Source organism: Burkholderia glumae LMG 2196 = ATCC 33617, assembly GCF_000960995.1.
Classification (GTDB): Bacteria; Pseudomonadota; Gammaproteobacteria; order Burkholderiales; family Burkholderiaceae; genus Burkholderia; species Burkholderia glumae.
On the sequence record NZ_CP009434.1, the window covers coordinates 2525244 to 2551400 of the forward strand.

Sequence of the window (26157 nt, forward strand, 5' to 3'; positions counted from 1 at the left end):
ACCGGCCTGGCGATACCGATGCCAGCCGGCGCCCCCGCCCCGGGCCGCCCGCCGCGCCCCTCCGCGCCCCTCCGCGCCCGCGGGCCGGCACCGAAGCCGCCCACCTGCGCCGCGACGCCCCCGCTCGCGCGCGACTCCTGAGCAGGCACGTCCGTCTCGCCTGCCGCCCCTCCCCGTCGCCGCCATGCCCACCGGGCCGGGCCCAATGGCGCGGCGACGAATCCGTCACGCCCCGTCACGCTCGCATGAGGCTACCCGGGCCGGCTCGATGCCGGCTGCCATGCGCGGCCGCCATCCGATGCGGAATTTTTTTCCGATTTCTCTGTGATATTTGTCTGACGTCGTGCGGCACATCTGGCCCCGACCGGGGCATCCGAAGCCGCGCGCGGCGTCCGCCCCGCTTTCCCGTCCTCTCGCCTGGAGACCACCGCCATGTTTCAGCCACGCCTGCGCGCCGCCCTCGCCGCCGCGTGCCTCGCCGCCTTCGCGACAGCCGGCCACGCGCAATACACGACCGACTGGATCGCGAACACCTACGGCACGATCGCCTCGCACGTCGGCAACGATGCGCGCTCGATGTGGGTAGCGCCGGAGGGCGTGATCTACACGGCGTCGTTCTGGGACGAGAACGCGGGCGCGGTAGGCATCTACCAGAACGGCCGGACGCTCGGCTCGATCGGCACGCACGCGGAATTCCAGGGCGGGGCGATCACCGGCAACGCCACCTCCATCTTCACGCCGCTGCAGGGCAAGAACCTGAGCGGCACGGTGGGCCGCTACAACCGTGCCACCGGCCAGCGCGACCTGTCGATCAACGTCAGCATCTGGAACAACGTCAGCAGGGCCGACGTGATCACGGGCCTCGCCACGGCCGGCGCGCTGCTCTACGCGAGCGACTTCTTCGGCAACCGCGTGCGCGTGTTCAGCACCGACGGCGTCTGGCAGCGCGACATCCCGGTGGCCGGCCCCGGCGCGCTCGCGCTCGACGCGTCCGGCAACCTGTGGGTCGCGCAGCAGGCCAGCGGCACGATCCTTCAATACAGCGCGGCCGGCGCGCTGCTGAACACGATCCTGATGGGTCCCGGCGCGCGCCCGTCGGCGCTCTACTTCGACGCACCGACGGGCCAGCTGCTGGTGGGCGACCAAGGCCCGGACATGAACATCAAGCGCTACTCGCTGAACGGCACGCCGGCCCTGGCCGGCACGTTCGGCGTGCAGGGCGGCTACCTCGACACCACCACCGGCACCAAGGGGCAGGTGGGCGACAAGCGCTTCACGCGCGTGGTCGGCATCGGCCGCGACGCGGCGGGCGTGCTCTACGTGCTGAACAATCCGTGGGGCGGCGGCTGGGACCTCGGCCGCAACGGCGCAACCGACCTGCACGCCTACGACGGCAGCGGCAACCTGATCTGGAAGCTGCAGGCGCTGAACTTCGAGGCGGGGGCCGCGCCCGACCCGCTCACCGACGCCGCGCTCTACTACAGCGGCATGAACCTCTACTCGGGCAGCGCCGGCGGCACCTTCGTGGCCAACACCGTCGATCCGTTCAGCTATCCGAACGACCCGCGCCTGTCGACGACCGACTATCAGCGCGGCCAGCACTTCGGCCAGCTGGCCAGCGTCGGCGGCAACCGGATCCTGGTGGCCACAGGCCAGAATCCCAACATCTACAACTTCTACCACTTCAACCCGGCCGCGAGCGGCTACATCGCGATCCCCGACGGCTCGCTGCCGGGCAAGCTGTTCGGCACCTCGGCGATCGTCACGGGCGGCTTCTGCCTGGACGAGAACGGCGACGTCTGGGCCGGGCTCGACGGCTCCAGCCAGATCACGCACTGGCCGTTCGCCGGCTTCGACGCGACCGGCACGCCGTCGTGGGGCAGCGCCGCCGCGATGCCGGTGCCGGCCTCGGTGCAGCCGCGCGCGCGGGTGGTGTACCAGGCCTCGACCGACACCATGGTGCTGGCGCAGGGCATCGCCGGCTCCTGGGACTGGACGGCGATGAACGGGCATCTCGAGGTCTATCACGGCTGGAAGGCCGGCAGGCGCACGCCGGATCCGGTCATCGACCTGCCGAGCCCGAACCCGAAATCGATCGCCGTGGCGGGCCGCTACCTGTTCGTCGGCTATGTCCACACGGTGCCGAACATCGACGTCTACGACCTCTCCACCGGCAGCCTCGTGACGACGCTGATCAACAGCAATCCGGGTGCGATGGACGTGGGCAACGACGTCGATTCGATGTTCGGCCTGCGCGCATACCTGCGCGCCAACGGCGAATACGTGGTGACCAAGGACAACTACAACGGCTCGAGCCTGGTCGTCTATCGCTGGACGCCGTGATGCATGGCGCGGCACGCGGCCGTGACGCCATCGATGCGCACGCAACCATGAAAAGAAAGACGCGTGCCGCATGACGCGTCACGCGCTTTGCGGGCGCGATGCAGGCGGGCCTTCGCGAAGACCGCGCCCTGCCGGGCGAACGCTCAGCCGGCCGCCGACACCAGCTGGCAGAACTTCTCGAGATCGATGTTGCCGCCGCTCACCACCACGCCGACGCGGCGCCCCTTCAACTGCGCCTTCATGCGGCGCGCCGCGGCAAACGCGAGGCAGCCGGTGGGCTCGACCAGCATCTTCATGCGCGAGGCGAAAAAGCGCATGCAGTCGACCAGTTCGGCATCGCTCGCGGTCAGGATCGCGTTGACGTCGCGGCGGATGATCGGGAACGTGAGCGTGCCCAGATGCTGCGTCTGCGCGCCGTCGGCAATCGTCTTCGGCGTCTCGATATGGACGATCGAGCCCGAGGCGAACGACTGCTGGCCGTCGTTGCCGGCCTCGGGTTCGACGCCGTAGAGTTCGGCGCCCGGCGCCAGCGCGCGCGTGGCGAGCGCGGTGCCCGACAGCAGCCCGCCGCCGCCGAGCGGCGCGAACACCGCCTCGAGCGGGCCGACCTCATCGAACAGTTCGGCCGCCGCGGTGCCCTGCCCGGCGATCACGTGCGGGTGGTCATACGGCGGGATCAGCGTAAGGCCCTGCTGCTCGGCAAGCTCGCGGCCGATCTGCTCGCGGTCCTCGGTGTAGCGGTCGTAGATCACCACCTGGCCGCCGTAGCCGCGCGTGGCCGCGACCTTCGCGGCCGGCGCGTCGTGCGGCATCACGATCGTGGCCGGCATGCCGAGCAGCTTGGCCGACAGCGCGATCGCCTGCGCGTGGTTGCCCGACGAGAACGCGACCACGCCGGCCTTGCGCTGCGCCGCGCTGAACTGCGAGAGCGCGTTGAACGCGCCACGGAACTTGAACGCGCCCATGCGCTGGAAGTTCTCGCACTTGAAGAACACCTGCGCGCCCAGCGCCTCGTCGACCGTGCGCGACGTCAGCACGGGCGTGCGGTGGGCGTGGCCGGCGAGGCGTTCGGCGGCGGCGGCGACGTCGTCGTAGGTCGGAGGATTCGGCTGGCTCATCGTGGCTGGGCTGGAACGGATCGGTGGGAAGGATCGATGGGGCGCGGCGCGCAAGGGCGGATGCTCGATCGCCGTGCCGGCGAGCCGGTCGCCGGCACGGCGATCGAGACATTGTGTCCAGAGCGATACAGCTTGTCAAACCGACGGGACGGCACGCCGTCGGCGGCAGCCGTGCGATCCTTCGCAGCCGGCACGGCGCCTGCCGTTTGCCGCGCTGGGCCCGCGCGCGAGCCAGCCCCCTCACCTTCACCACGGCCAGGCCACCCGCATGCCGAGCCGCGCCGCCCCGGCCCGCTCGAACAGCATGCGCGCCACCGTCAGGTCCTGCAACGCGAGGCCCGTCATATCGAACACGGTGATCTCGTCGGGGCCGCGTGCGGGGCACCGCGGCGCGGCCAGCAGTTCGCCGAGTTCGACGCAGTCGAGCTGCGGCGCCCATTGCGCCTCGCCGATCTGGCGCGCCTGGACGCGATCGTCGACCACCAGCCGAGCGCGTTCGAGCAGCCCCGCCGGCAACTCGCGCTTACCCCTGGTATCGGCACCGACCGCGTTGACGTGCGTGCCCGGCCGCACCGCGCCGGCCGCGAACAGCGCACCGCCGCCCGGCGTCGCCGTGATTACGACGTCGCTGGCGGCCACCGCCGCGTCCGCGTCGCGCGCGTGCGAGATCGCACAGCGCTCGCAAAACCGCGCCTCGAAGGCCGGATCGGCCTCGCCGCGGGCCGTCAGGTACTGCACCGTGTCGAGCGAGGGCAGCATGCGCAGCGCGAAATCCAGCTGCACGCGCGCCTGTACGCCGCTGCCGAACAGCGCGACGCGCCGGCTGTCGGGCCGCGCCAGCGCGCGCAGGCCGAGGCCGCCGGCGGCACCGGTGCGCATGGTGGTGATGGCGTTGCCGTCGATCAGGCAGCGCGGGCGCCCGGTGGCCGGATCGACCAGCATCACGGTGGCCTGATGCGGCTCGCCGCCAAGGCCGCGATTCGCCGGCCAGAAGCCGGCCGCCTTGAAGCCGAGCAGCGCCTCGCCCTGCACGTCGCCGGCCTTGATGCCGAACACGCCGCCCGTGGCCAGCGGCTCGCGAATCACCGGAAACACGCGGCCCTCGCCGCGCCGGTGCAGGTCGAACGCCGCGGCCACGGCATCCAGCACGTCGTCCGGAGCCAGCAGCCCTTCCACCACGTTCTTGTCGAGCAGCACCAGTTCGGCATCGTTTCTCATCGTCGTTCCGTGGTCGTGAGCGGTTTCGAAACCCGCGTCACGTCGGCGCGATTCGGCCGGCCGGCGTGCGAGGCTGGCCGATAGTGTACATTTTTTCCAAATCGATATATTTCGTCCAAAAAAAAGCGGCGCGACGGGGCCGGTTTCATCGCTGCGTGAGCAGGCGGCAGGGACCGCGCGGGCCGCCGCGCCCGCCCCGGCAGCGCCGGCGGCCGGCCCCACGCTCAGATCAGCAGATCCTCGTAGAACGCGCCGAACGGCCGCGTCGGATGCGCGATCTGGATCTCCAATACCCACCGGCCGCCGGCCGGTGCGCCGTCGAAGTCGGCGAGCTTGCCGGCCTGGTAGATCGCGTGCGGGAAATCGCTGACGCGGTGGCCCCGCATCTCGAGGTTGAGGCGCCAGCCATGCGCCTCGGCACGTTCGGCCGCGTAGCGATAGAGCGCGATGCCGCCGCAGCCGGTGGTGCGCCAGCGTTCGGCCACCTCGTCGTGGATGGTTTTCGCGGCCTGCGCGCAGGCCCGCATTGCCGCGTCGTCGCCGACCACGTAGGTCGCGCCCGCGTCGCCCTCGTGGCGCCCCCAGACCACGCCGAGATCGATGAAGAAGAGGTCGTCGGCGGCCAGCACCGGGTCGGCCTCCGCTCGCTCGCCGAACGTCTTCAGGGTGTTCCGGCCGAAGCGGATCAGCACCGGGTGCCAGATCCGGTCCATGCCCATTTCGGTCAGCAGCGTGTTGCAGCGTGCGTTCGCCTCCGACTCGCGCATGCCCACCCGGATCTCGTCGCGCATCGCCGCCACCGCGCGCCATGTCATCTCACGCGCATGCCGCATGGCGTCCAGCGAAAAACGCTCGCCCACCGCTTCTCTACGATCTTGCATCGATCCCCTCGCTGTCGCCGCTTGTATTGCGGCATATTACGCTCGGTCGTTTCCGCCTCGTTATGCTCTGCGGTATATTGCGGCATTCATCGAGATTCGTTCGGCAACCCGACTCACAGGATGGCGAGGCCGACGCGGCGGCCCCGGGCCATCGCGCCGGCGCGGGCCAACAGGCGTATGAACAAGTCAATCCCATGGATGGACGATGCGGTCCGGCACGGCGAACTGGCGGCACGCATCGTGCCGGTGCGGCGCCGCGAGGACACCGAACGGGCGATGCTGATCGTCGACGTGGTGGAGGCGTATGCGCGCCTGCGCGGCAGCCTCGTGCGCTTCGTCGCGCTGTTCGCGGACGGCTCGGCCGCGGGCCATGCCGCACTGTCGCCGTGCGCGCTCGACACGCGGCGCCTCGACGTGCTGCTGGCCGCACTCGCGGCCGGCGCCGAGCGCGCGCGCTTTCACCGCCTGCCGGATCTGCGCCGGCTGATCGAGCGCGTCGCGCACGCGGAAACGCTTCGCGAGATGATCTTCGCGCCGCCCCCGGCGGCCGGCCCGGCCGCGCTGCGCGAAGCGGCGCGGTCGCTGGAGCGGCTCGACGCCGAGCTGATCGGGATCTGCGTCGAGCACGTGCTGGAGCGCCGCGCGCTAGCCGCGCCCGCCGCCGCATGTCCAACGGCGGCGGCCGAGCATGGCGCCCGCGTCGAACCGCCCCGCCGGCCCGTGCGGCGCAGCCCGGCCCGCACCGCGGACCTCGATCCGGACCGCGAGATTCGCGTCGCCGCCGGACCGCCGCGCTGAACCCGCCATGACGCCCGCCGCCCCGCTTTCCCCCTCGGACGAACCGGCCCGGCGGCGGCGCGCGCGGGATCGAACTGGAGTGAGAGTGCGGGCCGCAGGGCGCGAACCGGCATGGCGCGCTCGTTGCGCGTGCGCCGTCGGCATGCCTGGCGTGACGTTCTGGCGATGCCGACGTTTGCCCCGCCCAGGGATTTGGCCCGGCCTGCGCCGGGCGATGCATCAGGCGAACCGCAGCGGCCGGCCGAGCCGGCCGGCGGCCCGGCTCAGGGCTGCATCATCGCGGTGAGCGCGGCGATCTGCTTCGCGCAATGCCGTTGCGCCTCGTCCTCGATCTCGCGATAGAGCGCGACGATCGATTCGCCGACCGGCGTCAGCGTGCAGCCGCCGCCGCTCGCGCCGCCCTGCTCCGAATGCGTGGCCGGCGCGCGCAGCGAGCGGTTCAACTCGTCGATCAGCAGCCAGGCGCGTCGGTACGACATGCCGAGATGGCGCGCGGCCGCCGAGATCGAGCCGTGCTCACGCACGGCTTCGAGCAGCGTGACCTTGCCGGGACCGAGCGCGACGGTTTCGCCGCGGCGGATGCGCATGCGGAAGTGGACGCGAGGCGCGCCGGCAGGTGCGGGCGGCGGTGCGACGTCGGACGGGGAAGCGGCAGGCTTGGTCATGCGCGCAAGCATACACGAACGCCCGTGCCGCCAGACGGCCGCGGGCGCGCCAGGCTGCCGCGCCGCCCGGCCCACGCCGGCACCCGCGCGTGCTCAGGGGGCGATCACGCGCGCCACGAGCGAGGCGAGCCGCTTCACATGGCGCGGCGCGGGCGAGATGTCGGCGCCCGAGAACAGCAAGGGGCCGCCCGCCTCGGCCGTCAGCGGCCGGCCGCCACATTCGTGGGCGACGATCGCCTGCTCGCCGACCGCGGTGTTGAACAGCTCGTGCCACGAGAACGTGACGGCATAGCCGTCGTGACCGATCGCGAGGAAGATGGTGCGCTTGAAATCGCCGCTGGCCGGATCACGCAGCCCGGCGCGCGTGATCAGCTCGGTCAGCCGCACGCCGCGATAGCGCTCGACGTCGCGAATATGGCGCCCGCTCGTGAAGCAGCGCAGCGCGAACGGCTCGCAGACCGTCGACGGCAATTCGACCAGTTGAGCGAGCGACAGCGCGGCCGGGCGCAGCATGTCGCCGGCCACGTGGACCACGCCGGCGGCCGGCGCGGCGCAGGGGGCGGGCGATGGCGCGGCCGGAGCCGCGCGGTCGGGCGTGGCCACCGCGGCTCAGCCGTCGACGCCGATGATCACGCTCGAGGCCTTGAAGACCGCGCTGGCCGGCTGGCCGACGGCGAGCCCCAGCCGATCGACGCTGTCGTTGGTGACGATCGCCACCACCTGCGCGCCGCCCGCCGCCGTGATCGAGACCTCGGCGTTGACGGCCCCCTTGGTCAGCGCCGACACCGTGCCGGCCACGCAGTTGCGCGCCGACACGCGGCTGGCCTCGACCTCCACCATCACCAGCACCGACGAGGCCTTGACGAGCGCGAATGCCTCGACGCCAGCCGCGAGCCCGAGCGCCTCGGCGCTGCCGTGCGTGACGATCGCCACGATCTCGAGGCCGTCCGCCGTGCGCAGCGTCACCTCGTCGTTGACCGCGCCGGGCTTGACGCCGGCGATCCGTCCGGCGAAATGATTGCGGGCACTGGTACGCATGCTCAAGTCTCCTGTCCGATTGCCGCCGGCCAGGGCGGCCGGCGCAGCTAGTGCAGTGTAAACATGACGCATGATCGATGCGAGCGCATGCGATCTCCCGAATTGCGCCGGACCACCGTAATATACCGACCTTTACAACGCTACGGAGAACACCATGCTGCGCAAGCTGCTGGTCACTGCCGCGGTGGTCGCGAGCGCCCTCGGCGCCCGCGCGCAGGCCGCCGACACCAATACCGTGAACGTGCTGTACGCAGGCTCGCTCGTCAACCTGATGGAGCGCAGCGTCGGCCCGGCGTTCGAGAAGGAGACCGGCCTGCAGTTCCGCGGCTATGCGGCCGGTTCGAACAAGCTGGCCAACGAGATCAAGGGCAAGCTGCGCCGCGGCGACGTGTTCGTCAGCGCGAGCCCGAAGGTCAACGCCGGCCTGATGGGCGAGGCGAACGGCAACTTCGTGACATGGTATGTCAACTTCGCCGAATCGCCGCTGATGATCGGCTACAACCCGCAGAGCCGCTTCGCGACGGCGTTCAAGACGAAGCGCTGGGACCAGGTGCTGCAGGAGCCGGGCATCCGGATCGGCCGCACCGATCCGAAGCTCGATCCGAAGGGCGCGTTCACGGTGGAAATGATGACCCGGGCGGCGAGCTTCTATCACGAGCCCGATCTGGTCCAGAAGACGCTCGGCGCGCCCGGCAACCCGGATCAGGTGCTGCCGGAGGAAGCGCTGGTGGGCCGCCTGCAGTCGGGCCAGCTCGACGCCGGCTTCTTCTACTCGACCGAGACCTCGGACCTGAAGATCCCGGCCGTGGCGCCCGCGCCGGAGTTGCAGGCCAAGGCGAGCTACACGCTGACGATCCTCTCGGACGCGCCGAACCGGGACGGCGCGGCGCGCTTCGCGAACTTCCTGCTCAGCGCGAAGGGGCGTGCGCTGCTGAAGGAACACGGCGTGGACGTGGTCAGGCCGAAGGTGTCCGGCAATGCGCAGGCGCTGCCGCCGTCGCTGCAGGCCGTCATTGACGCCGCGCAGTAAATGACGCGACGCGTCGCCGGACCGCTGCGGCTGCTCGCGCTGCTGTTGGCCGCGTACCTGTGCGCGCCGTTCATCGCGAGCCTGCCGCAGATCGGGCGGGCCGACTGGGCCAACGTCGACTGGGCGCAGGCCTGGTCGGCGGTCGGCGTGTCGGCCGGCAGCGCGACGCTGGCCGCACTCCTCACGCTGGCGGGCGGCGTGCCGCTCGGCTACTGGCTCGCGCGCTCGGGCTCGCGCCTGGCGGCCCCGCTCGGCTTCATCGTGCAGCTGCCGCTCGCGTTGCCGCCGCTCACGAGCGGCGTGCTGCTGCTGTTCCTGCTCGGGCCGTACAGCCCGGTCGGCCGGCTCACGGGCGGCGCGCTGACCGACTCGTTCGCCGGCATCGTGCTGGCCGAAACCTTCGTGGCCGCGCCGTTCCTGATCATCGCCGCGCGCTCCGCGTTCGCGGCGCTCGACCCGGTGTTCGAGGACGTCGCCGCCACGCTCGGCCACCGCGCCGGCAGCCGCTTCTTGCGCGTCGCCCTGCCGGCCGCGTGGCCCTCGATCCGGGCCGGGCTCGCGCTGGCCTGGCTGCGCGCGTTCGGCGAATTCGGCGCGACCGTGATGGTGGCGTACCACCCCTACTCCCTGCCCGTCTATACCTACGTCGTGTTCGGCGGCCAGGGGCTGCCGGCGATGATGCCGCTGCTGCTGCCGACGCTCGCGATCGCCGTCGCCTGCGCGGCCCTGTCGATCGCGCGGCGCGGCGCGCGCGCCGACGCCGACGCACCGCCGCCGCTCCACGGCGACGAGCCGCCGCTCGCGCCCACCGGCACGCCGCCCGGCGCGCTCGCGCCCGACGCGCGCCTCGCGATCCGGCTGCGCCGGCGGCTCGGCGCGTTCCGGCTCGCGGTGGACTGGGCGCCGGCCTCGCGCCGGCTCGCGATCGTCGGGCCGTCGGGCTCGGGCAAGTCGCTCGCGCTGCGGCTGATGGCCGGGCTCGAGGCGGGCGACGACGGCAGCATGATCATGCTCGGCGGCACCGACCTCGGCGCGCTGCCGCCCGAGCGGCGCCAGATCGGCTACATGCCGCAGGACTACGGCCTGTTCCCGCACCTGACGGTGGCCGCGCAGCTCGCGTTTCCGGTCGATGCCGACCCGGCGGCCGCGCGCTACTGGGTCGAGCATCTGGGGCTCGGCACGCTGACGCAGCGGCTGCCGCGTCAGCTGTCGCTCGGCCAGCGCCAGCGCGTCGCGCTCGTGCGCGCGCTGACGCGGCATAGCCACCTGCTGCTGTTCGACGAGCCGTTCTCGGCGCTCGACACGCCGCGCCGGCGGCAGCTGCGGCGCGCGTTGCGCGCGTTGCAGCGCGAGATCGGCGCCGTGACGGTGCTCGTCACGCACGATCCCGACGAGGCGGCGCAGCTCGCCGACGACGTGCTCGTGATCGACCAGGGCCAAACGCTGCAGGCAGGCCCCGTCGCCGAGGTGTTCGCGCGGCCGGCGAACCGGCGCGTGGCCGAACTGCTCGGGCTGCGCAACGTGGGCGACGGCGTGCTGCGGGATGCGACGCGTGACGGGGCCCGCATCGAGATCGGCGGCGGAGTCGTGCTGCGGGCCGCCGCTGCGGCCGGCCTGCCCGACCCGGGACGCGCCGTGATGTGGCGCGTCGCGCCGCATGCGATCCGGTTCGATGCCGAGGGGCCGTTCGAGGCCCGGATCGAATCGATCGCGTTGCGCGACGGCCAGCGTTGCGCACGCATCGAGCTTGGCGAGCACGCCTTCGACGTCGTGCTCGACGCAAGGCAGACGGATGCGCCCGCGGCCTGCCGGATCGCGATCGACCCGGCAGGCGTCACGGTCTGGCCGCGGGCGGATTGACGACGCACGCCGGCGCGGGCGCTTCGCGTCATGTCTGGCGCAACGGCGCCCGGCGCGCTCGGTCCGACCGGCCCAATCGACGCGGGCCGGCATGCCGACCACGGCACGGCACCTTCATTGCATGCGAATGAGTCGCCGCTCAATGCGTGGTGGCCCAGGTCCAGGCGCGAGGACCAGGCCTGGGCCATCACCCGGTCCAGGTCGGCGGCAGACGGGATGGGGTTGTCCCATGCGCACGCGAGCCGCAAGATCGAGCGGGACAACAAGACGAGAGTCGTGGCGACCATCAGCGGGGCCACCGCCGCGCGTAACGCTTTCGGCTCATTGCCGCCCCGGTGCCCAACCGTCTGCAGCGTGGCTTCATCAATCTGATTCCCGTTACGGCTGGTGGGAATCAGATTGCCCGAGCCCTAGCCTCATGAGCGGACAGGACGTGTCGAGCGCTCGTGCGGCATGGCGCTCGACCTATACGGCCGAGATCTGCCACATTTCCTGAGCGGCTTGATTGAACTCGTACTGATTGACGGTCGCTCCGGTGCTGGGGGAACCATCCTTCACGTTCAGCGACAGGAAACTCAAGCGGTTCAACAGCATGAAGTTGGCACTGCTGAGGCGAGTCACGGACCACTCCTGCTGCGGAGCGGTCGCGTCATCCCATACCTGAGCCACGGCATTGTTCGCCCTGGACAGGTTGCCAATCTCCAGCAGCTTGTTGGACGACACGTTGCGAATCTTGAAGTAACCGCTGACGTCGCGCTCGAACGTCCAGTACTGCGTCGGCGAGGAAGCGACCGGGTTCTGCACGACCGGCGTGGCGTTCGAGACCTGCCCATCGCCCACATCCAGCGCCTTCATGCTGTTGGCGTTGATGATCCTGTATTGCTTGTTCGCAACCGGGAAGGTGGTGTCGGCCACGAGTGCCGGCTTCGTTGTCCGGCCGCCGACTCGTAGATTATTGATGTTGCAGTAGCCGCCCGTTCCCGCCTGCGCTTCTATCCGCACATAGGCGGCATTGGCAGCCGGCCATTCGACATATTTCATGGTGTGGTCGGCATCCCAGTTTCCGGATGCGACCTGGGTGAAGCTGACGCCGTCGGTGCTGGTGAGAATCCGGAACGAGGTAATGTCGCCGTCGGTCGAGTTGTTGCGATTGAACTGCTTGGGCAGATACTCCAAGGCGCCAATGCCGCTATACGTGCCGCCGAGATCTATCGTGATCGACTGCGGCAGGGTGAGACTGCCGTCACTGGACCAGGTCGACCAGCAGGTTTCGGCGTCCTTGTCGGAATAGCCGTCGATCGCGCGCATCGGACCTTCCCCGCTGTGCCAGGCACTCGCATAGGCAGCCACCGGCGTGACGGGATGCTCGCATCGATTGGGCTGGGTGGGAAGCTTGGGACGACTGGAGTTGGGCGACCAGGCGGCCCCCACTTCTTGAAGCCTGGTGACGATATTATCGTCGAGCAGGCCGGAGCGGTTCGGCGGACAGTTCAACAGGAATGACGTCCATCGCGGCTCCAGAGTGGTGAGATGGTTGACGATGTCGGCCTGGCTCATCGGGTCCGTAGTCGGGTCCTGCGGATGCCAGAACCAACCGGCAGGCGTGATGGTCGTTCCCTGCGCCGACGCATAGGTGTTGTTGGCCGGCGACGTCACGCCCATCGGCTCCTCGAAGTAGATGGCATCGCCAAGGAACGGAACGGTCAATGCGCCGTGGTCGATCATGATGATGTTCGGCTGCAGGGATTTGACGAGTTCTCGTACCTGCTGATACGGCACCTGCTGCTGGCCCATCTGCCAGGCATACCCATCATTCACCCAGATATCGATCTGCCCGTAATTCGTAAGCAACTCGCGGATCTGATTGAGGATGTAAGTGATGTTCGACGGCTGGATTGCCTGGGTCGTGTCGCTGACGTGTCCGCCGTAGGCCTGCACCGGGTAGGTGCGATCCCATATCGAAAAATACAGGCCGACCTTGAGTCCGGCCTCGCGGAATGCGGTGACGTACTGACTGACGATGTCGTGCCGATACCCGCTGTTGGCAACGTTGTAACTGTTGTATTTCGAAGGCCATAAGCAGAAACCGTCGTGATGCTTGGTGGTCAAGACGCCGTAGCTCATCTTGGCCGATTTCGCGGCTGCGGCCCATTGGGCGCAGTTCACGCTCGGCGGCGCGAAAGTCATGGGATTCTGGTTCGGGGTCGCCCACTCCTCGTTGGTGAATGTTCCCATATTGAAGTGGTTGAACATCCCGAAGCGCAGTTCGGCAAATTGCTCCAGGTTGAATTGCGGAGAGTTCGCCGTAGCAGTTGCCACGGCTGCCGCCAGGCTCCTGCGCATCAGAGGCGGAACCAAACCCATTCCGGCCACCGCACCTCCTGCGGCAAGAAGGGCACGTCGAGACATTTTGAAATTATTCATTCTCTCTTTCCTCGAAATTTTTTCGATTTGATATTGCCGTTACCAATGTGGTGCGGAACGTCGAAGGCCGGCGCCTGCCGGCATGGCGTTGTGCGCCAGTGCGTTGCACGCTGCTGTTCTGGTTCGGGTCCTCCTTCTCTCGATTGGAAAAACTGAGAAGCACATGCGTGGCGAAGACATCGATCGACACTCGATGTCGCGCAGCGCATTTCACAAAAAATTTCGACCAGCTTTCCAAATGACGCCAATCGTGGCGTCACCATGATTCATGCTTAGTTATGCGAATAATAACCATGTCAACTCGGCGAACCGTGTCACCGGGTGAACCGCGAATTCGATTATTCGGTTACTGCCGACTGTTTTTCTGACAATGCCCTTAGGCGCTCGCGAGCCGGACTCTCTGCCGCGGCGCGATCGGGAGCGCCCCGCCCTGCACGGAAGGCGCCCCGGTCAGGCCGGTTCGCGCAAAGCGCGGCCCGGTGCATGTCGACGCAGCGACCGCGCTTGGGCGCGCGACGCAGATCGCGGTTTTTCGCCCCGCGCCGATGCAGCACGAAGTTGAGTTCCTGGTGGTGGATTGCAATGCCGGGCGCCTGCTCCGGCGCGCGAAAGCGCGCGTAAAAAGGCATGCCGTCAAGCGTCGTGAGGCAGGGCAAGCGTTTGCCTAGGCCTCGGAGCAAAGGGATCTGCGCCGCCGGTGGCCTGACGGGGGCCGCCGCGTCGGACAGGCTGCGGAACATGCTCATCGCGTCTCCTTCGATGTGGCCGACCTGGCTCGCGCTGGTCAGTCCGATTGCGGCAAATTAGACCGCAGGACGGCAACTTGGTCAAGCCAATATGAATATATTGTACAGGCCTGACCAATAGGAGAAACCCTGAGGCATGCAAGCGCTGACTGGCCGTGGGGGTGGTTTGCATGGCATGCCGGGGCCGGCCGCCGAAGGGACGTCGCCACCTTTCGCGCTCGATTGGGAGCATGCGCTCGAGCCGTTCGCTGCCATCACCGCGAAGTGTTCGGCTTCGGACCGGTCGCCGGGTTCAAGGGAAACAGGATCGATATGGGGGCGTGCCGCAGGCGCGACAGCCGCGCCTGGGGAACCCGTGCTTGCCGCCTCTTCGCGCTGAACAACGGTTCGTTGTCGCCACCCCGGCCTAGCATCGGCCTGCTTTTGCGCGATCTCGGGCGCCTGCAGCGTGCAGGACGGACAGCGGTATTTCAACGGCCTGTAAGGTACGCCTCAAAAAAGCGTATCGCCCGACCGAATCGGCACGGATCGGCACCGTTCCTGATCGGGCAACCGCAGCAGGGGAATCAATTACGCTTGTAGATGCTCAGCTTGCCCGCCTTCGCCATCATCCGGATCTTGTCGACGATCTTGACTTTCGGCGTCGCTTTGCATTCCTCAGTGACTTGCTCGGCGACCGGATGCGCGGTGTCGATCGTAATCTGGTCGGTTTCGCGCACGCCCAGCTTGTCGACGCCCGTTGCCCAGTAAATGACCGCTGGTTTGTAAGCATCGTCAAGGGTTTCGAAATCAGCGCAAACCATCTTCGCGGGGGAGATCGTCTTGGCGGCCGTTTGCGCGAATGCCACGTTGGCCGTCGCGATGCCGGCGAGCGCCGCTGCCATGTACCACATGGTGATCTTTTTCATCGTTATCCTCATAAGTTGGGTAAGCATGCCATCATTGCGCACCGAATCAACCCTTAGCGCAGCGTCGGCCCGACGGCACTGCCGACCGGGCAACCGCTTGAAGCCCCATGTCGTCTCGCGCTGCTGCTGCGTTTATCGGCTTACGGATGCTAGGCCCGCTCTATTAACCGGAAATTAAAGCGTGCCTGGAATGAATGGCGCGCAACGGGATGCCGATTGTGTTCGGATCTGCCGGTGGTCATGCCGCTCCGCCCGCACGGACGCAGGGCATGCCGCCGTTTTCACGGCGAACGCCGGCTGCAGCCCGCAATAAAAACGCGGCACGCGTCGCTCAAACGGGTAAGAACGTTCTGCTATCCTTCGCCTCTCAATCTCGCTGGCCAGGAGTCGCGACATGCGTTGGATGGTGACGCTTGTACTGACAATCATATGTACCTGTTCCTTGCTGGCTGCCCCCGCCGCCTTCAACGCAGGCGTCGTTCGTCTCACCGTGGCGGGCGAGGCGGCACCGTTCGACGCGATGGTCTTCTACCCCACGCGTGAGCCCGAGGTTCCATGGCAAGCGGGCCCGTTCACTGTCGAGGCGACGCGCAACGCAGCGCCGGCCCCGGGCGGCCGTTTTCCGGTTGTATTGATTTCACACGGCCGAGGCGGCGGCCCCCTCGGCCACCGCGAATTGGCCAGGGCGCTGGCCCGAGCCGGATTCATCGCGATCTTGCCGACGCATGTCGGTGACGCTTCGGGCTATCCCCGAGCGTCGTCGCAAGCCCGGATTCTGATCGATCGTCCGCGCCAGGCGGAGGCCGCACTGAATACGGTCCTTGCCGACCCGCGGTTTTCGGCGAGCGCCGACCCAGGCAGGATCGGCATGATCGGATACTCGGCTGGCGGCTACACCGCGCTGATTCTGGCGGGAGCGAAACCCGACTTCGCGTTCGCCAGCGCCTACTGCGCGAGCCACGACGACCCCGGCTCATGTCCGCGTTCGGTATCCAGCGATGGTGCGAACGGCGCTCGAAGCCAAGCGGCCGTACCGGCGGAACTGGCAGACTGGCAGCCGCCCGTCGACCACCGCCTGAAGGCCCTGGTGTTGATGGATCCACTGGCCGTGATGTTCGAGGCGCCCGGCTTGGCCGCCGTGCGCGTCCCGACGCTGCTGTATCGCCCGCAGGACGACAGCTATCTCGGCGCTGCGAGAAACGCCCTTGCCGTCGTGGCGGGCTTGCCCACCCCACCCGCCGTCCATGTCGTGCCCGGCAATCACTTCGTTTTCATCGATCCCTGTCCGGACTCGGTCGCAGCCGGCGTGGCACTGATCTGCCGGGATGCGCCCGGCGTCGATCGCGTGGAGATCCACCGCCGCATCGATCAGGAGGTCATAAACTTCCTGCGAGCCCGGCTATGACGGCGGGAAGCCAGAAGCCGCAGCCTGCTCACGGGTATCGCTCACGTCCCGCCCCCGAGGCCCGGCTCTCGGGCCCATCGCTTCATGCGGACGACTGCTTTGCGCGTCTCAAGAACCGCCACCGGACGCGCCGGGGCTCGAATTCGCGCGCGGCGAGGTAGCGCTAGGCGCGGGCGAAATGCCGTTGCCGGGCGCACTCGCGCCGTTCGGTCCGCTGGTTGAATCATCGGGCTTCGAGCAGGCCGGCAGCAGCGCCACGCCTGCCAGCAGTCCCGCCGCCAGTGCTCGTCTCATCGAGTGTCGGGTTCGTCGCATCATCGTTCTCCTTCTCCGTGTTCTAGCTCGGCCTTGCCGATCCACCCTTGCAGGCGCGCACGGCCTCGGCTGTGCGCCAGGCGCGCGGGCGTCCTGCACCGCGCTGCGCGCGCGGCGCGTGCCCGCGTCACTTGACTGCGGGCCTGGCCGCGATCGCCGTGGCGCCGCGCTTCACCGACGCGCGGGTCGACGTCGCGCCGGCCTCACCTTCCCTGCGGGCGCAGGCTGCCGCGCGGCACTTGCTTGCCAGGTGGCAGCAGATCGTCGTCCTCGAGCGGCACGCCGGCGGCACCATGCGCCGCCGGCTGCGCATCGAGCTCCGCCTGAGCCCGATACCAGTAGGCATCGGCCAGTCCCTCGGGCGAGCCATCGGCACGCCACAACGCGTAGGCGCGCTCGCGCACGCGGTCTTCACGTTCATCGCTCATGTTCACGTACTCCTGATAGTGGGGTTGAGGCCGCCCGCAGCAGCTATCGCGAACGCGTTCCCGACAGCGGAATACGGTCGCGACAGCAGCGAGAAGCCGGGCGGACCCGCAAGGTCGGCACCGCGCCGCCGGCTGGCGGCGGCCACCACCGGCGTCTGTCGGCCCTTCGCTCGTCTCGAAATCGAGGAGAAGACGCGCGACCCTGATCGTCCCGCCGCAGCGCGGACGCGCTCCGCCTCGCGGCAGCGGGGCCACGCCGATCGTGCGCAAGCGCCGTGCCGGCCCGCAGCCGCGAGCCCGGGGATCGCGGCCAGCGCGGTCTTCAGCCGCGACGAGGGGAACGCGCGACGGCATGCGCGGGTGGGGAAGCGTCTTCATCATTGGGCGCCTTGCTAGGCAGCCCCGATCACTACCACTGCCGTGCCCACCATCGGACTGCCGCGGCCATCCCGTCACGGCGGAAGCGACGACTGCGGCACGACCTAACAGCGCATGCGTGTAAAAACCGCCCGGTGGGGCCGGCAGCAACGCGAGGAAGGACGGGTACGAACGGCACGAACGGCCGGCGCACGCGTGGCCCAACCCGGCCGGGCTCGTGCAGCAGGCCGTCCGCCCGGCGCGGCACGTGCCTTGCAATATGAAAGCAGGCGGCGGGGGCCGCCTGCGTCCGCTCCCCTGCGCGGACGCCCGCCCTCGCCTCCCATACCGGAGACCCGACATGGACACTGCCCTGCGCGCCGTGGATTTCCTGAAGGCCAACGAGATCGTGCTGACCACGGCGGAATCCTGCACCGGCGGACTGATCGCGGCGACCCTGGCGTCGGTGCCGGGTTGCGGCGGCTGCCTCGACGTTGGTTTCGTGGCCTATTCGCCGCGCGGCAAGGCCGGATTCCTGGGCGTGCGGCACGAGACGATCGACCGCCACGGCCTCACCAGCGAGGCCGTGGCACGCGAGATGGCCGAGGGCGCACTCGCCGCTCCCGGTTCGATCGCCACGCTCGCGGTTGCCAACACCGGCCTGGCCGACGGCGAGCACGACGGAAGCCCGCCGCACGGCACGCAATGCTTCGCCTGGTCGCTCCGTGCCACCGACGGCAAGCTGAGCACGTTCAGCGAGACGCAACGCTTCTCGGGCTCGCGCAACGAGATACGCCAGGCCGCGGCGGACTACGCCCTGGCCCGCCTCGCCCACTATCACGCCCTGGTGCAAGCCAGCCGTTCCGAGGCCGGCTGAACACGGGCGGGTTCGCGCCGGCCCATGCCCGGGCAGGCCGCAGTCGGACACCGCCGCATGCGGGCCGCGGCCAGCCACCGGCGCCGGCTTCACGCGTCATCACGGTGCGAGCGGCCAGACCCTGGCATTCGCACCGGCCGCCGCGCGGGCGCGAGGCGTCATGCGGCGGCTGCCATGCGGCGGGCTCCCAACGGCCCGGCGGTCGGATTGGCTGGCTTCGGCTCACGCTCCCGTCCGAACCAGCCGGCCGTGCCGGATCGTCCCGTCACGCCGCCGCGCTAGGTGTGGTTCATGTGCGTGCGGGTATGCAATGCGCGCCAGGCGCCAGGCGTCATTTCCTGGTAGCGAGAAAAGATGCGTCGAAAATAGGCCGGATCGCTGAACCCGCACAATTGTCCGATTTCACCGATGCTCTTTCCGGTCTCCGCGAGCAGCATGGCGGCATGGCGCACACGCCGCGCGTGCAAGGCCTCGGTGAGCGTTCTTCCATAGGCGCGGCGGAACACGCGCCCCAGATAGTCGGGATTGCAGTGCAACTCGTCGGCGATGGTGGACGCCGAGATGTCGCCGGCGAATTTGTTCTGGATGACCATTTCGGCCTTGGCCGCGAGTGCGGAAGCCGCACCGGCCTGTTGCGCCACGGCATTCTCCGAGCGCGCCAGCTCGCAGAGCATCAGCGCAATGATGGGCGCAAGCGTGGACGACCGGGCGCCGAACAGTTCTTGGTCGTTCACCAACTGGCGGAACAGCGCGCTCATCTGGTCAGGGCGCGCGACGCGTGTGTGCTGGAGCACCTGCAACGGGTCCGGCAGGTCGTCTTCCGTGCCGGACGCCAGCGTGAAATGCACCCAGTAGAACTTGAGCCCGCGGCCGGCCGCGCGGGTGCCCCCATGGCGCCGATGCGGCCAAAGCAGCAGCGCCTCGCCCGGCTGGACCTCGAACTCCGTGTCGTCTTCACGCAGGTGCAGCACGCCCTGGCGCACGAACACCAGCTCGTATGACTCGAGCCTGCGCTGCGGATGGACCCAATCGGCACTTTTCGAAACGAAAAGTCCGCCGTTCTGCGCGCGTATCGACGACTGCACCGAAACCCTGAGTTGCATACTCCCGCTCCATGCCGCATGCCCGGCCGATGGTCATCGACCGGCGACGAGAGGGATGATAGTCGGAATCGTCTCCATTGATGTTGATTTGTGGCTTGTGCGTCCAGTCCGCCCAGGTAGGATTGCCATCGGCAATCCAAGCCGGGCGCGCGAGACGACGCGCGACCCCATTCAAAACAAGCATGGAGTGGAGACGAATATGGCGGACGGCACGACAATAGCGGGAGAAGACGGCAGCCTCGGAGCCGGCGCGCCGGCGCTGGCCGGGCTGTCCGCCAGCGAGAAGTTCGGCTACGGACTCGGCGATGCGGGCGGCACCGTCATCACGGCACTGATCGGTAATTTCCTGACGTTTTTCTACACCGACGTGTTTGGCCTCGCACCCGGCATCGTCGGCACGATCTTCGTCGTGCTGCGCGTTTTCGACGCCGCCGCCGATCCCTTGATGGGCGCGCTGGCCGATCGCACGCGCAGCCGATGGGGACGGTTCCGACCGTGGCAGCTCTGGGGCGCGTTTCCCATCGGCATCGTCGCGATCGCGACTTTCGCCTCGCCCTCGCTGTCTTACGAATGGCGAATCGTCTATGCATTCGCGACCTACCTGTTGCTCTCGGTTTGCTACACGGCGGTGAATGTGCCGTATTGCGCCATGATCAACGCGATGACGACCGACCACAAAGAAGTCATGTCCTGCCAGACGTATCGTTTTGCGCTGTGCGGCCTGACGGGCTTTCTGGTATCGACGGGCGTGCCTTATTTCGTGAAGCAGTTCGGTGGCGGCGACGCCGCGCGCGGCTATCGCCTGACCATCGCCGTGGCGGCTCTCGCGGTCGTGGTCATGCTGTTGTGGTGCTTTGCGGCAGTGCGCGAGCGCGTCCCGCTGCGCACGGAGGGGCAAGCCAGGCTCGGCGAGCAGTTCCGCAGCATGCGCCGCAACGACCAGCTGATCGTCATGCTCGTGATGTCGTTCCTGCTCATCACGATCTTCAATACGAAAGGCGGCGCGTACATGTACTTCATCACCTACGTGCTGCACGGCGATACCGCGTACACATCGCTGTTTTTCGGCGTGGCGACCTTTTCGGCGATCCTCGGGACACTGATCGTCAACCAGTTGAGCAAGCGCTTCGACGCCAAGCACCTCTACTTCCACACGAACGTTTTTCTCGGCCTGATGTCGATCGCGCTCTACTGGGTGCCGGCCTCCGCTCAGACGCTCTGGCTCGTGCTGATTCTGGTGTATTGCACGGTGCTTGGCTTCACGCTGCCGCTGCACTTCGCGATGATGGCCTACGCTGACGACTACGGCGACTGGAAAACCGGCATACGTGCGTCCGGCATGAATTTCGCGTTCAACCTGCTGTTCATCAAGCTCGCCTGGGCGGCGAGCGCCGGCATCATCACCTGCGTGCTGGTGGCCGTCGCTTACAAGGCGGGCCTGGAGAACCAGACAAGCGCCTCCGTACACGGCATCACGCTGCTCGCGACGGCGATCCCCGGCGTGATTCATTTGCTGCTGGCGGCCGTCTCGCGCAAATTCTGCATCGACACCGCCCTGCTCGCCCGCATTCAGGCCGATCTCAGGCTACGGCGCGCGGGCCATTGAGGGCCGCGCCACCAAGGTCCCGGCCCTGCCGACATCCATCCACGACCGTCGAGAAACCCGCTCATGAATCAGCTCAATCATGCCGCATCGCGGCAGGTCAGCATCGAAGATACTTTCTGGCGCGCCTACCGGCATCTGGTACGCGGCGTGGTCGTGCCGTATCAATGGGAGGCGCTCAACGACCGGATCGCCGATACCGAACCCAGCGGCGCCGTTCGCAACTTCCGCATCGCCGCCGGTGAAGACGAAGGCGCGTTTACGGGAATGGTGTTCCAGGACAGCGACATCACGAAGTGGCTCGAAGCGGTGGCGTATCTGCTCGCCGAGCAGCGAGACGCCGAACTGGAGCAGATCGCCGACGAAACCATCGATCTGCTTGCGCGGGCGCAGCACGACGACGGCTACCTCAACACCTACTTCACGATCAAGGCCCCGGGGCAGCGCTGGACCAATCTGGCAGAATGTCACGAACTGTATTGCGCGGGCCATCTGATCGAAGCCGCCGTGGCCTATTGGCAGGCCACCGGCAAGCGCAAGCTGCTCGAGGTCGCCGAGCGTTTCGTCGCTCACATCGACACGGTGTTCGGCACCGAAGCGGGCAAGCTCAACGGCTATCCGGGTCATCCCGAGATCGAACTCGCGCTGATGCGCCTGCACGAGGTGAGCGGCAACCCGCGCCATCTGGCGCTCGCCCGCTACTTCGTCGAGCAGCGAGGCGCACGGCCGCATTACTACGATATCGAATACGAAAAGCGCGGGCGCGTGTCGCATTGGGACGTGCATGGCCGCGCCTGGATCACCACGCACAAGGCCTACAGCCAGGCACACAAGCCCATCGCAGAGCAGGACGCGGCCGTCGGACACGCGGTCCGGCTGGTCTATCTCTACGCGGGCGTCGCGCATCTCGCGCGCGTGAGCGGCGACGCGGCGAAGCTGAACGTCTGCAAGGCCGTCTGGCGCAATATGGTGACGCGGCAGATGTATGTAACGGGAGGGATCGGCGCGCAAGTGTGGGGCGAATCGTTTACCTGTGACTACGAACTGCCCAACGACACCGCGTACACGGAGACTTGCGCCTCCGTGGGCCTGGTTTTCTTTGCCCGCCGCATGCTCGAAGCGTCCCGCGAAAGCGGCTACGCCGACGTGCTGGAACGCGCGCTATACAACACCGTGCTCGCGGGGATCGGGCTCGACGGCCGCTCGTTCTTCTACGTCAATCCGCTGGAAACGCATCCCGCCGGCATACGCGGCAACCACAAGTACGAGCATGTGAAGCCGGTGCGGCAGCGCTGGTTCGGTTGCGCATGCTGCCCGCCGAATGTGGCCCGGCTCATCGCCTCGCTCGATCAGTACGTTTATCTCGTCGACGATTCGATCATCTACGTGAACCTCTACGTGGCGGGCGAAGCACGGCTTAACGCCGGCACGTCGCGCGTCACGCTGCGTCAGCAAGGCAACTATCCATGGCGGGGCGACCTGCGGATCGTGGTCGAGCAGGCCGACGGCTTCGACGGCACGATCGCGGTGCGGCTGCCGGACTGGTGCGCCGCGCCGGAGGTTCGGGTGAATGGCGATACGGTTGCGTGTTCCGCCGCCGTGGACGGTTATTTGCACTTGCCGCGCGTCTGGCACGACGGCGACACGATCGAACTCGTGCTGCCGATGACGGTGCGCCGCCTGACCGGCCACGGCAAGCTGCGGCACGCCGCAGGCAAGGTCGCCGTGCAGCGCGGGCCGATCGTCTACTGCATCGAGCAGGCGGACAACGGCGCCGACCTGCATGCCCTGTATCTGCCGCGTGACGCCGGGTTTGAAGTGGTCGACGGCGCGCAAATCGATGCGAGCCTGGCCGAAAAAGTCGTTCTGCAGGCGCGCGGCTATCGAATTTCGCATCACGAATCCGATGACGCGTTATATGAATTCGATGCCGAGGCTGGCGATCGCGTCCCGCAGACGCTGACCTTCATTCCGTATTTTTGCTGGGCGAATCGCGGCGAAGGAGAAATGCGCGTGTGGGTGAACAGCGACTGATCCGCTTTCGCGGCATTCCCGTTTTCGCGGCATGGCGTGAGGCAGCCGGCCCTGGCGCCTGGCGCTGCGGGTCGACCATGGGGCATGCCCGGCCCCCGGTTTGCGTCCGCACCGCAGCGTGCGTTCGAGCCTGGAAGCCGCTGCTTCGCGTGATGCGCCCGGGCGTACCACGCGAGGCAGCGGGCTCGGGCACCGAAACCATCGCCCCTAGTCCGGCGCGTCAGTACGCTGGCCGCGGCAGTCGTAGTCGAACGCCCTTGCAGTCCCGGCCAGCCGAGATGGCAGACGGCGTGGACAGCGCCCGCATCCGGACCATCCTGTCGAGCCGATTCTCCCGCGCCGCCCTTCTGCCGCCCCACCGGCTACGGCGAAAGTACCGCGCATAAGCGGTCATTGATCCAGCCATTGAATGGCTTAAACAAAAAAAAGGATGATCCAGGTACGGATCATCCAATAAAAACACCTTGCGGTAGGCACGAGGCTCAAAGCGATACCCCGTGAACCCATCGTACAGCCTCGGCGGCGTAAACCGTGACGCAGGTATGAACAGTATGGCGAAAGTGTATCGGCAAGTGCCGCATCGACCGTAGCGCGGCGTGGGATCACGGCCGTCAGGCAGGAATCGTGGCCTCGAACCGCTGCGATCATTCATGCGATGGAGCAAGGCAGACCTGGAATCGAGAGAATTCATGGAACTGCACGACGAACCAAGGAGGCGCATGCGCGCCGGATGCCGACCATCCCGGATTTCGAAGCTTAATTATATTAATAATATAATTAAGCTTGATTATATTCGTGAATTCCCTTCAAGTCCTATGTCCCGATGCCGTTATCGTGAGCTGGGATCCCGGGCTGGTCGCGCAGTGGCAAGCAATGCCTCCAATCCCGGGCAGGCGAAGGGAAGGCGAAAGCGGTGGTTATTGAAAATTAACACGAGCGGAAGAATTCTGTCGGTCTTTGATTTTCAATCATCAAAGCGAATTGACGAAGTTTATCAAGGTTGCAAAAATCCCACGGTATCGTGCGCGGTGTTGCAGGCTGGTTTTTATTAATTCAATGGCTCTGGCGTGCCGAGCCTCCGGTTTCGCTTGCCGTTTTTTGCTCTGCCCGGCGGCTGGATTATCTGCTCCGCATTGCGTGACGGGCATGGAGCATTGTGTCGAGCACCGCGTCAGCTGCTACGCATTCTTCTGATAAATGATGGGAAAAGGGTGGTCATCAATGAGCCATAAGACGTTTCGCTTGCGCACTCAGTTCATGCTGCTGATCCTCGGGTTCTCGTTCTGTTTCATCGCGTACAGCCTGTGCTCGCTCTTCGTGTTGAAAGAGCTGCGCGTCAACGGCCCCTTGTATCAGAAGATCCAGCTGAGCAACGATCTGGTCTCCGATATCCTGCCGCCGCCCGAATACGTGATCGAGTCGTACCTGCTGTGCTTCCAGCTGCTCGACGCGGACGCCGTGCAACAGCCGCGCTTGATCGACCGTCTCGCCTCGCTGAGAAAGGACTATGACGATCGCTATCGATTCTGGAGCGAGCAGCCGCTCAATCCGGACACGCGGCGGGCGCTGATCGACGCATCTCACCCTCCCGCCGTCGCGTTCTACCGGATCGTCTTCGACGACTTCATTCCCGCGGTGCAGCGCGAGGACAAGGTCGCGGCGCGCGACGCACTGGGCCGCATTTCCCAGCAGTACGATCTGCAGCGCAAGGCAATCGACAGCCTGGTGCAACTGGCCACGCGCGACACCTCGGCGGTCGAGGCCGATGCGCAGCGAGGCACCCAGTCCAGCTTCTGGCTGCTGGCCGGCGTATGAGGGCTCGCGCTGGCGGTGAGCATACTGATGACGCATTTCATGGCGAGACGGCTGCAGTCCCAGCTGGGCGGCGAGCCCGCGCTCGCCACGCATGTGGCCAACCATATCGCCGCGGGCGACCTGACCGTCGACATCGGCTCGGCACCCGCCGTCTCGCGGAGCCTGCTGGCGGCCATGCAGGCCATGCAGGCGAACCTGACGAGAATGGTGGCCGACGTGCGCGCCGTCACCCAGAGCGTGGCGGACGCGGCCGGCGAGATCGTCGGCGGCAACAGCGAGCTGTCGACGCGTTCCGGCCAGCAGGCCGCCTCGCTCGAGGAAACCGCGGCCAGCGTGACGCAGCTGACCGAGACGGTCAAACAGAACGCCGACAACGCGCGTCAAGCCAATGCGCTGGCCACCCAGGCCACGAACATGGCCGATGTCGGCGACACCGCCGTGCAGCGCATGGTCGGCTCGATCGAAAAGATCAGCGGCAGCTCGAACAAGATTTCCGAGATCACCGGCGTCATCGAGAGCATCGCGTTCCAGACCAATATCCTCGCGCTGAACGCCGCGGTGGAAGCGGCACGGGCCGGCGAACAGGGACGCGGGTTCGCGGTGGTGGCCAGCGAGGTACGCAGCCTCGCGCAGCGCTCGGCGGCGGCCGCCAAGGAGATCAAGGCGCTGATCGAAGCCTCGGTCACGACGATCGAGGACGGCGCCCGGCAGGCGAACGACGTCGGCACGACGGTGGGCGAGGTCAGGCAGGCGATCAAGCGCGTCTCCGATCTGATCGGCGAGATCGCGGCGGCCTCCGACGAGCAGAGCCGCGGCATCGAGCAGGTCAACCAGGCAGTCAACCAGATCGAGGACATCACGCGTCGCAACGCGGATCTGTTCGAGCAGGCCACCGGCTCGGCCCAGTCGCTCGAAAGGCAGGCGGTCCGGCTCACGACTGCCGTGTCGGCCTTCAAGCTGATGGCTTGAGCATGGGGCACGATCGGGCGGAGCCTGCGGGGGGCATTGCGTGGTTGATCCGAATCCGCGCGCAATGAGGCCAGCCGGCAGCGGCTATGCGGATTTCGGGCCGACGCCGGCTTGCGAGACGTTCAGACAACGCCACGGCATTCGGCTGGCCGGGGAATCTCCCGGCCGCGCCGAGGACGGATGCCGATGTGCGGGTGCCGCCATGGCCACGCCTGCCGAGGA

21 protein-coding genes and 1 pseudogene are annotated in these 26157 nt (G+C 67.5%); 11 read left to right on the plus strand and 11 right to left on the minus strand.

Annotation, left to right across the window (positions count from 1 at the left end; all coding sequences use genetic code 11):
* Positions 1 to 432: 432 nt before the first annotated feature.
* Positions 433 to 2343, plus strand: coding sequence for an NHL repeat-containing protein (locus KS03_RS11330; protein ID WP_012733394.1), 1911 nt, complete (start codon positions 433 to 435; stop codon positions 2341 to 2343).
* 143 nt (positions 2344 to 2486) lie between these two features.
* On the opposite strand, the gene KS03_RS11335 is transcribed toward KS03_RS11330, so the two are convergent.
* From KS03_RS11335 to KS03_RS11345, 3 genes are all read right to left on the minus strand, one after another.
* Complete coding sequence (locus KS03_RS11335) at positions 2487 to 3461, minus strand: threo-3-hydroxy-L-aspartate ammonia-lyase (protein WP_012733393.1); 975 nt, start codon at positions 3459 to 3461, stop codon at positions 2487 to 2489.
* Positions 3462 to 3707: 246 nt separating this feature from the next.
* Positions 3708 to 4679, minus strand: coding sequence for an ornithine cyclodeaminase family protein (locus tag KS03_RS11340; protein WP_012733392.1), 972 nt, complete (start codon positions 4677 to 4679; stop codon positions 3708 to 3710).
* 224 nt (positions 4680 to 4903) lie between these two features.
* On the minus strand, positions 4904 to 5560 hold the full coding sequence (locus KS03_RS11345) for a M24 family metallopeptidase (protein WP_012733391.1): 657 nt from the start codon (positions 5558 to 5560) through the stop codon (positions 4904 to 4906).
* Positions 5561 to 5737: 177 nt separating this feature from the next.
* Here KS03_RS11345 and KS03_RS11350 point away from each other — a divergent pair, with 177 nt between their 5' ends.
* Positions 5738 to 6358, plus strand: a complete 621-nt coding sequence (locus KS03_RS11350; RefSeq protein WP_012733390.1) for a hypothetical protein — start codon at positions 5738 to 5740, stop codon at positions 6356 to 6358.
* Between the two features lie 263 nt (positions 6359 to 6621).
* On the opposite strand, the gene KS03_RS11355 is transcribed toward KS03_RS11350, so the two are convergent.
* The 3 genes from KS03_RS11355 to KS03_RS11365 all read right to left on the minus strand — a co-directional run bounded on the left by KS03_RS11355 (position 6622) and on the right by KS03_RS11365 (position 8061).
* Positions 6622 to 7023, minus strand: a complete 402-nt coding sequence (locus KS03_RS11355; protein ID WP_230674363.1) for a winged helix-turn-helix domain-containing protein — start codon at positions 7021 to 7023, stop codon at positions 6622 to 6624.
* Positions 7024 to 7116: 93 nt separating this feature from the next.
* The gene (locus KS03_RS11360; RefSeq protein ID WP_012733388.1) at positions 7117 to 7626 is read right to left on the minus strand and encodes a molybdopterin-dependent oxidoreductase; all 510 of its coding nucleotides are present in this window, start codon (positions 7624 to 7626) and stop codon (positions 7117 to 7119) included.
* Positions 7627 to 7632: 6 nt separating this feature from the next.
* A complete protein-coding gene (locus KS03_RS11365; RefSeq protein ID WP_012733387.1) occupies positions 7633 to 8061 on the minus strand; it encodes a TOBE domain-containing protein in 429 nt (142 codons plus the stop codon).
* A gap of 154 nt (positions 8062 to 8215) precedes the next feature.
* Here KS03_RS11365 and KS03_RS11370 point away from each other — a divergent pair, with 154 nt between their 5' ends.
* Entirely contained in the window at positions 8216 to 9091 is an 876-nt protein-coding gene (locus KS03_RS11370; RefSeq protein WP_012733386.1) for an extracellular solute-binding protein, read from the plus strand.
* Positions 9092 to 10951, plus strand: a complete 1860-nt coding sequence (locus tag KS03_RS11375) for an ABC transporter ATP-binding protein/permease (protein ID WP_012733385.1) — start codon at positions 9092 to 9094, stop codon at positions 10949 to 10951. It begins immediately after the preceding gene.
* 465 nt (positions 10952 to 11416) lie between these two features.
* Here KS03_RS11375 and KS03_RS11380 read toward each other — a convergent pair whose 3' ends face one another.
* From KS03_RS11380 to KS03_RS11390, 3 genes are all read right to left on the minus strand, one after another.
* Positions 11417 to 13375, minus strand: coding sequence for an alpha-L-fucosidase (locus KS03_RS11380; RefSeq protein WP_230674364.1), 1959 nt, complete (start codon positions 13373 to 13375; stop codon positions 11417 to 11419).
* A 338-nt stretch (positions 13376 to 13713) separates the two neighbouring features.
* On the minus strand, positions 13714 to 14121 hold the full coding sequence (locus tag KS03_RS11385; RefSeq protein ID WP_017432547.1) for a hypothetical protein: 408 nt from the start codon (positions 14119 to 14121) through the stop codon (positions 13714 to 13716).
* Positions 14122 to 14687: 566 nt separating this feature from the next.
* A complete protein-coding gene (locus KS03_RS11390; RefSeq protein ID WP_012733383.1) occupies positions 14688 to 15029 on the minus strand; it encodes an HdeA/HdeB family chaperone in 342 nt (113 codons plus the stop codon).
* Between the two features lie 394 nt (positions 15030 to 15423).
* On the opposite strand from KS03_RS11390, the gene KS03_RS11395 reads away from it, so the two are divergent.
* Positions 15424 to 16434: an alpha/beta hydrolase family protein gene (locus KS03_RS11395; RefSeq protein WP_012733382.1), complete on the plus strand. Its 1011-nt coding sequence runs from the start codon at positions 15424 to 15426 to the stop codon at positions 16432 to 16434.
* A gap of 518 nt (positions 16435 to 16952) precedes the next feature.
* Here KS03_RS11395 and KS03_RS11400 read toward each other — a convergent pair.
* Positions 16953 to 17177: a DUF2934 domain-containing protein gene (locus KS03_RS11400; RefSeq protein ID WP_012733381.1), complete on the minus strand. Its 225-nt coding sequence runs from the start codon at positions 17175 to 17177 to the stop codon at positions 16953 to 16955.
* Positions 17178 to 17895: 718 nt separating this feature from the next.
* Between KS03_RS11400 and KS03_RS11405 the strand changes: the two genes are divergently transcribed.
* Complete coding sequence (locus KS03_RS11405; protein WP_012733380.1) at positions 17896 to 18411, plus strand: CinA family protein; 516 nt, start codon at positions 17896 to 17898, stop codon at positions 18409 to 18411.
* Between the two features lie 278 nt (positions 18412 to 18689).
* On the opposite strand, the gene KS03_RS11410 is transcribed toward KS03_RS11405, so the two are convergent.
* Positions 18690 to 19514, minus strand: a complete 825-nt coding sequence (locus tag KS03_RS11410; protein ID WP_012733379.1) for a helix-turn-helix transcriptional regulator — start codon at positions 19512 to 19514, stop codon at positions 18690 to 18692.
* 55 nt (positions 19515 to 19569) lie between these two features.
* On the opposite strand from KS03_RS11410, the gene KS03_RS11415 reads away from it, so the two are divergent.
* The 5 genes and pseudogenes from KS03_RS11415 to KS03_RS28935 form a co-directional block, all read left to right on the plus strand.
* Positions 19570 to 21120, plus strand: a complete 1551-nt coding sequence (locus KS03_RS11415; RefSeq protein ID WP_230674367.1) for an MFS transporter — start codon at positions 19570 to 19572, stop codon at positions 21118 to 21120.
* A 63-nt stretch (positions 21121 to 21183) separates the two neighbouring features.
* Positions 21184 to 23151 (plus strand): glycoside hydrolase family 127 protein, encoded by a 1968-nt coding sequence (locus KS03_RS11420; RefSeq protein WP_012733377.1) that lies wholly within the window; start codon positions 21184 to 21186, stop codon positions 23149 to 23151.
* Positions 23152 to 24151: 1000 nt separating this feature from the next.
* A complete protein-coding gene (locus KS03_RS32025; RefSeq protein WP_155296962.1) occupies positions 24152 to 24292 on the plus strand; it encodes a hypothetical protein in 141 nt (46 codons plus the stop codon).
* Between the two features lie 80 nt (positions 24293 to 24372).
* Positions 24373 to 24966: a hypothetical protein gene (locus KS03_RS28930; RefSeq protein ID WP_012733376.1), complete on the plus strand. Its 594-nt coding sequence runs from the start codon at positions 24373 to 24375 to the stop codon at positions 24964 to 24966.
* A gap of 228 nt (positions 24967 to 25194) precedes the next feature.
* Positions 25195 to 25935 (plus strand): annotated as a pseudogene (locus tag KS03_RS28935) (methyl-accepting chemotaxis protein); the annotation flags it as partial.
* Positions 25936 to 26157: the final 222 nt, after the last annotated feature.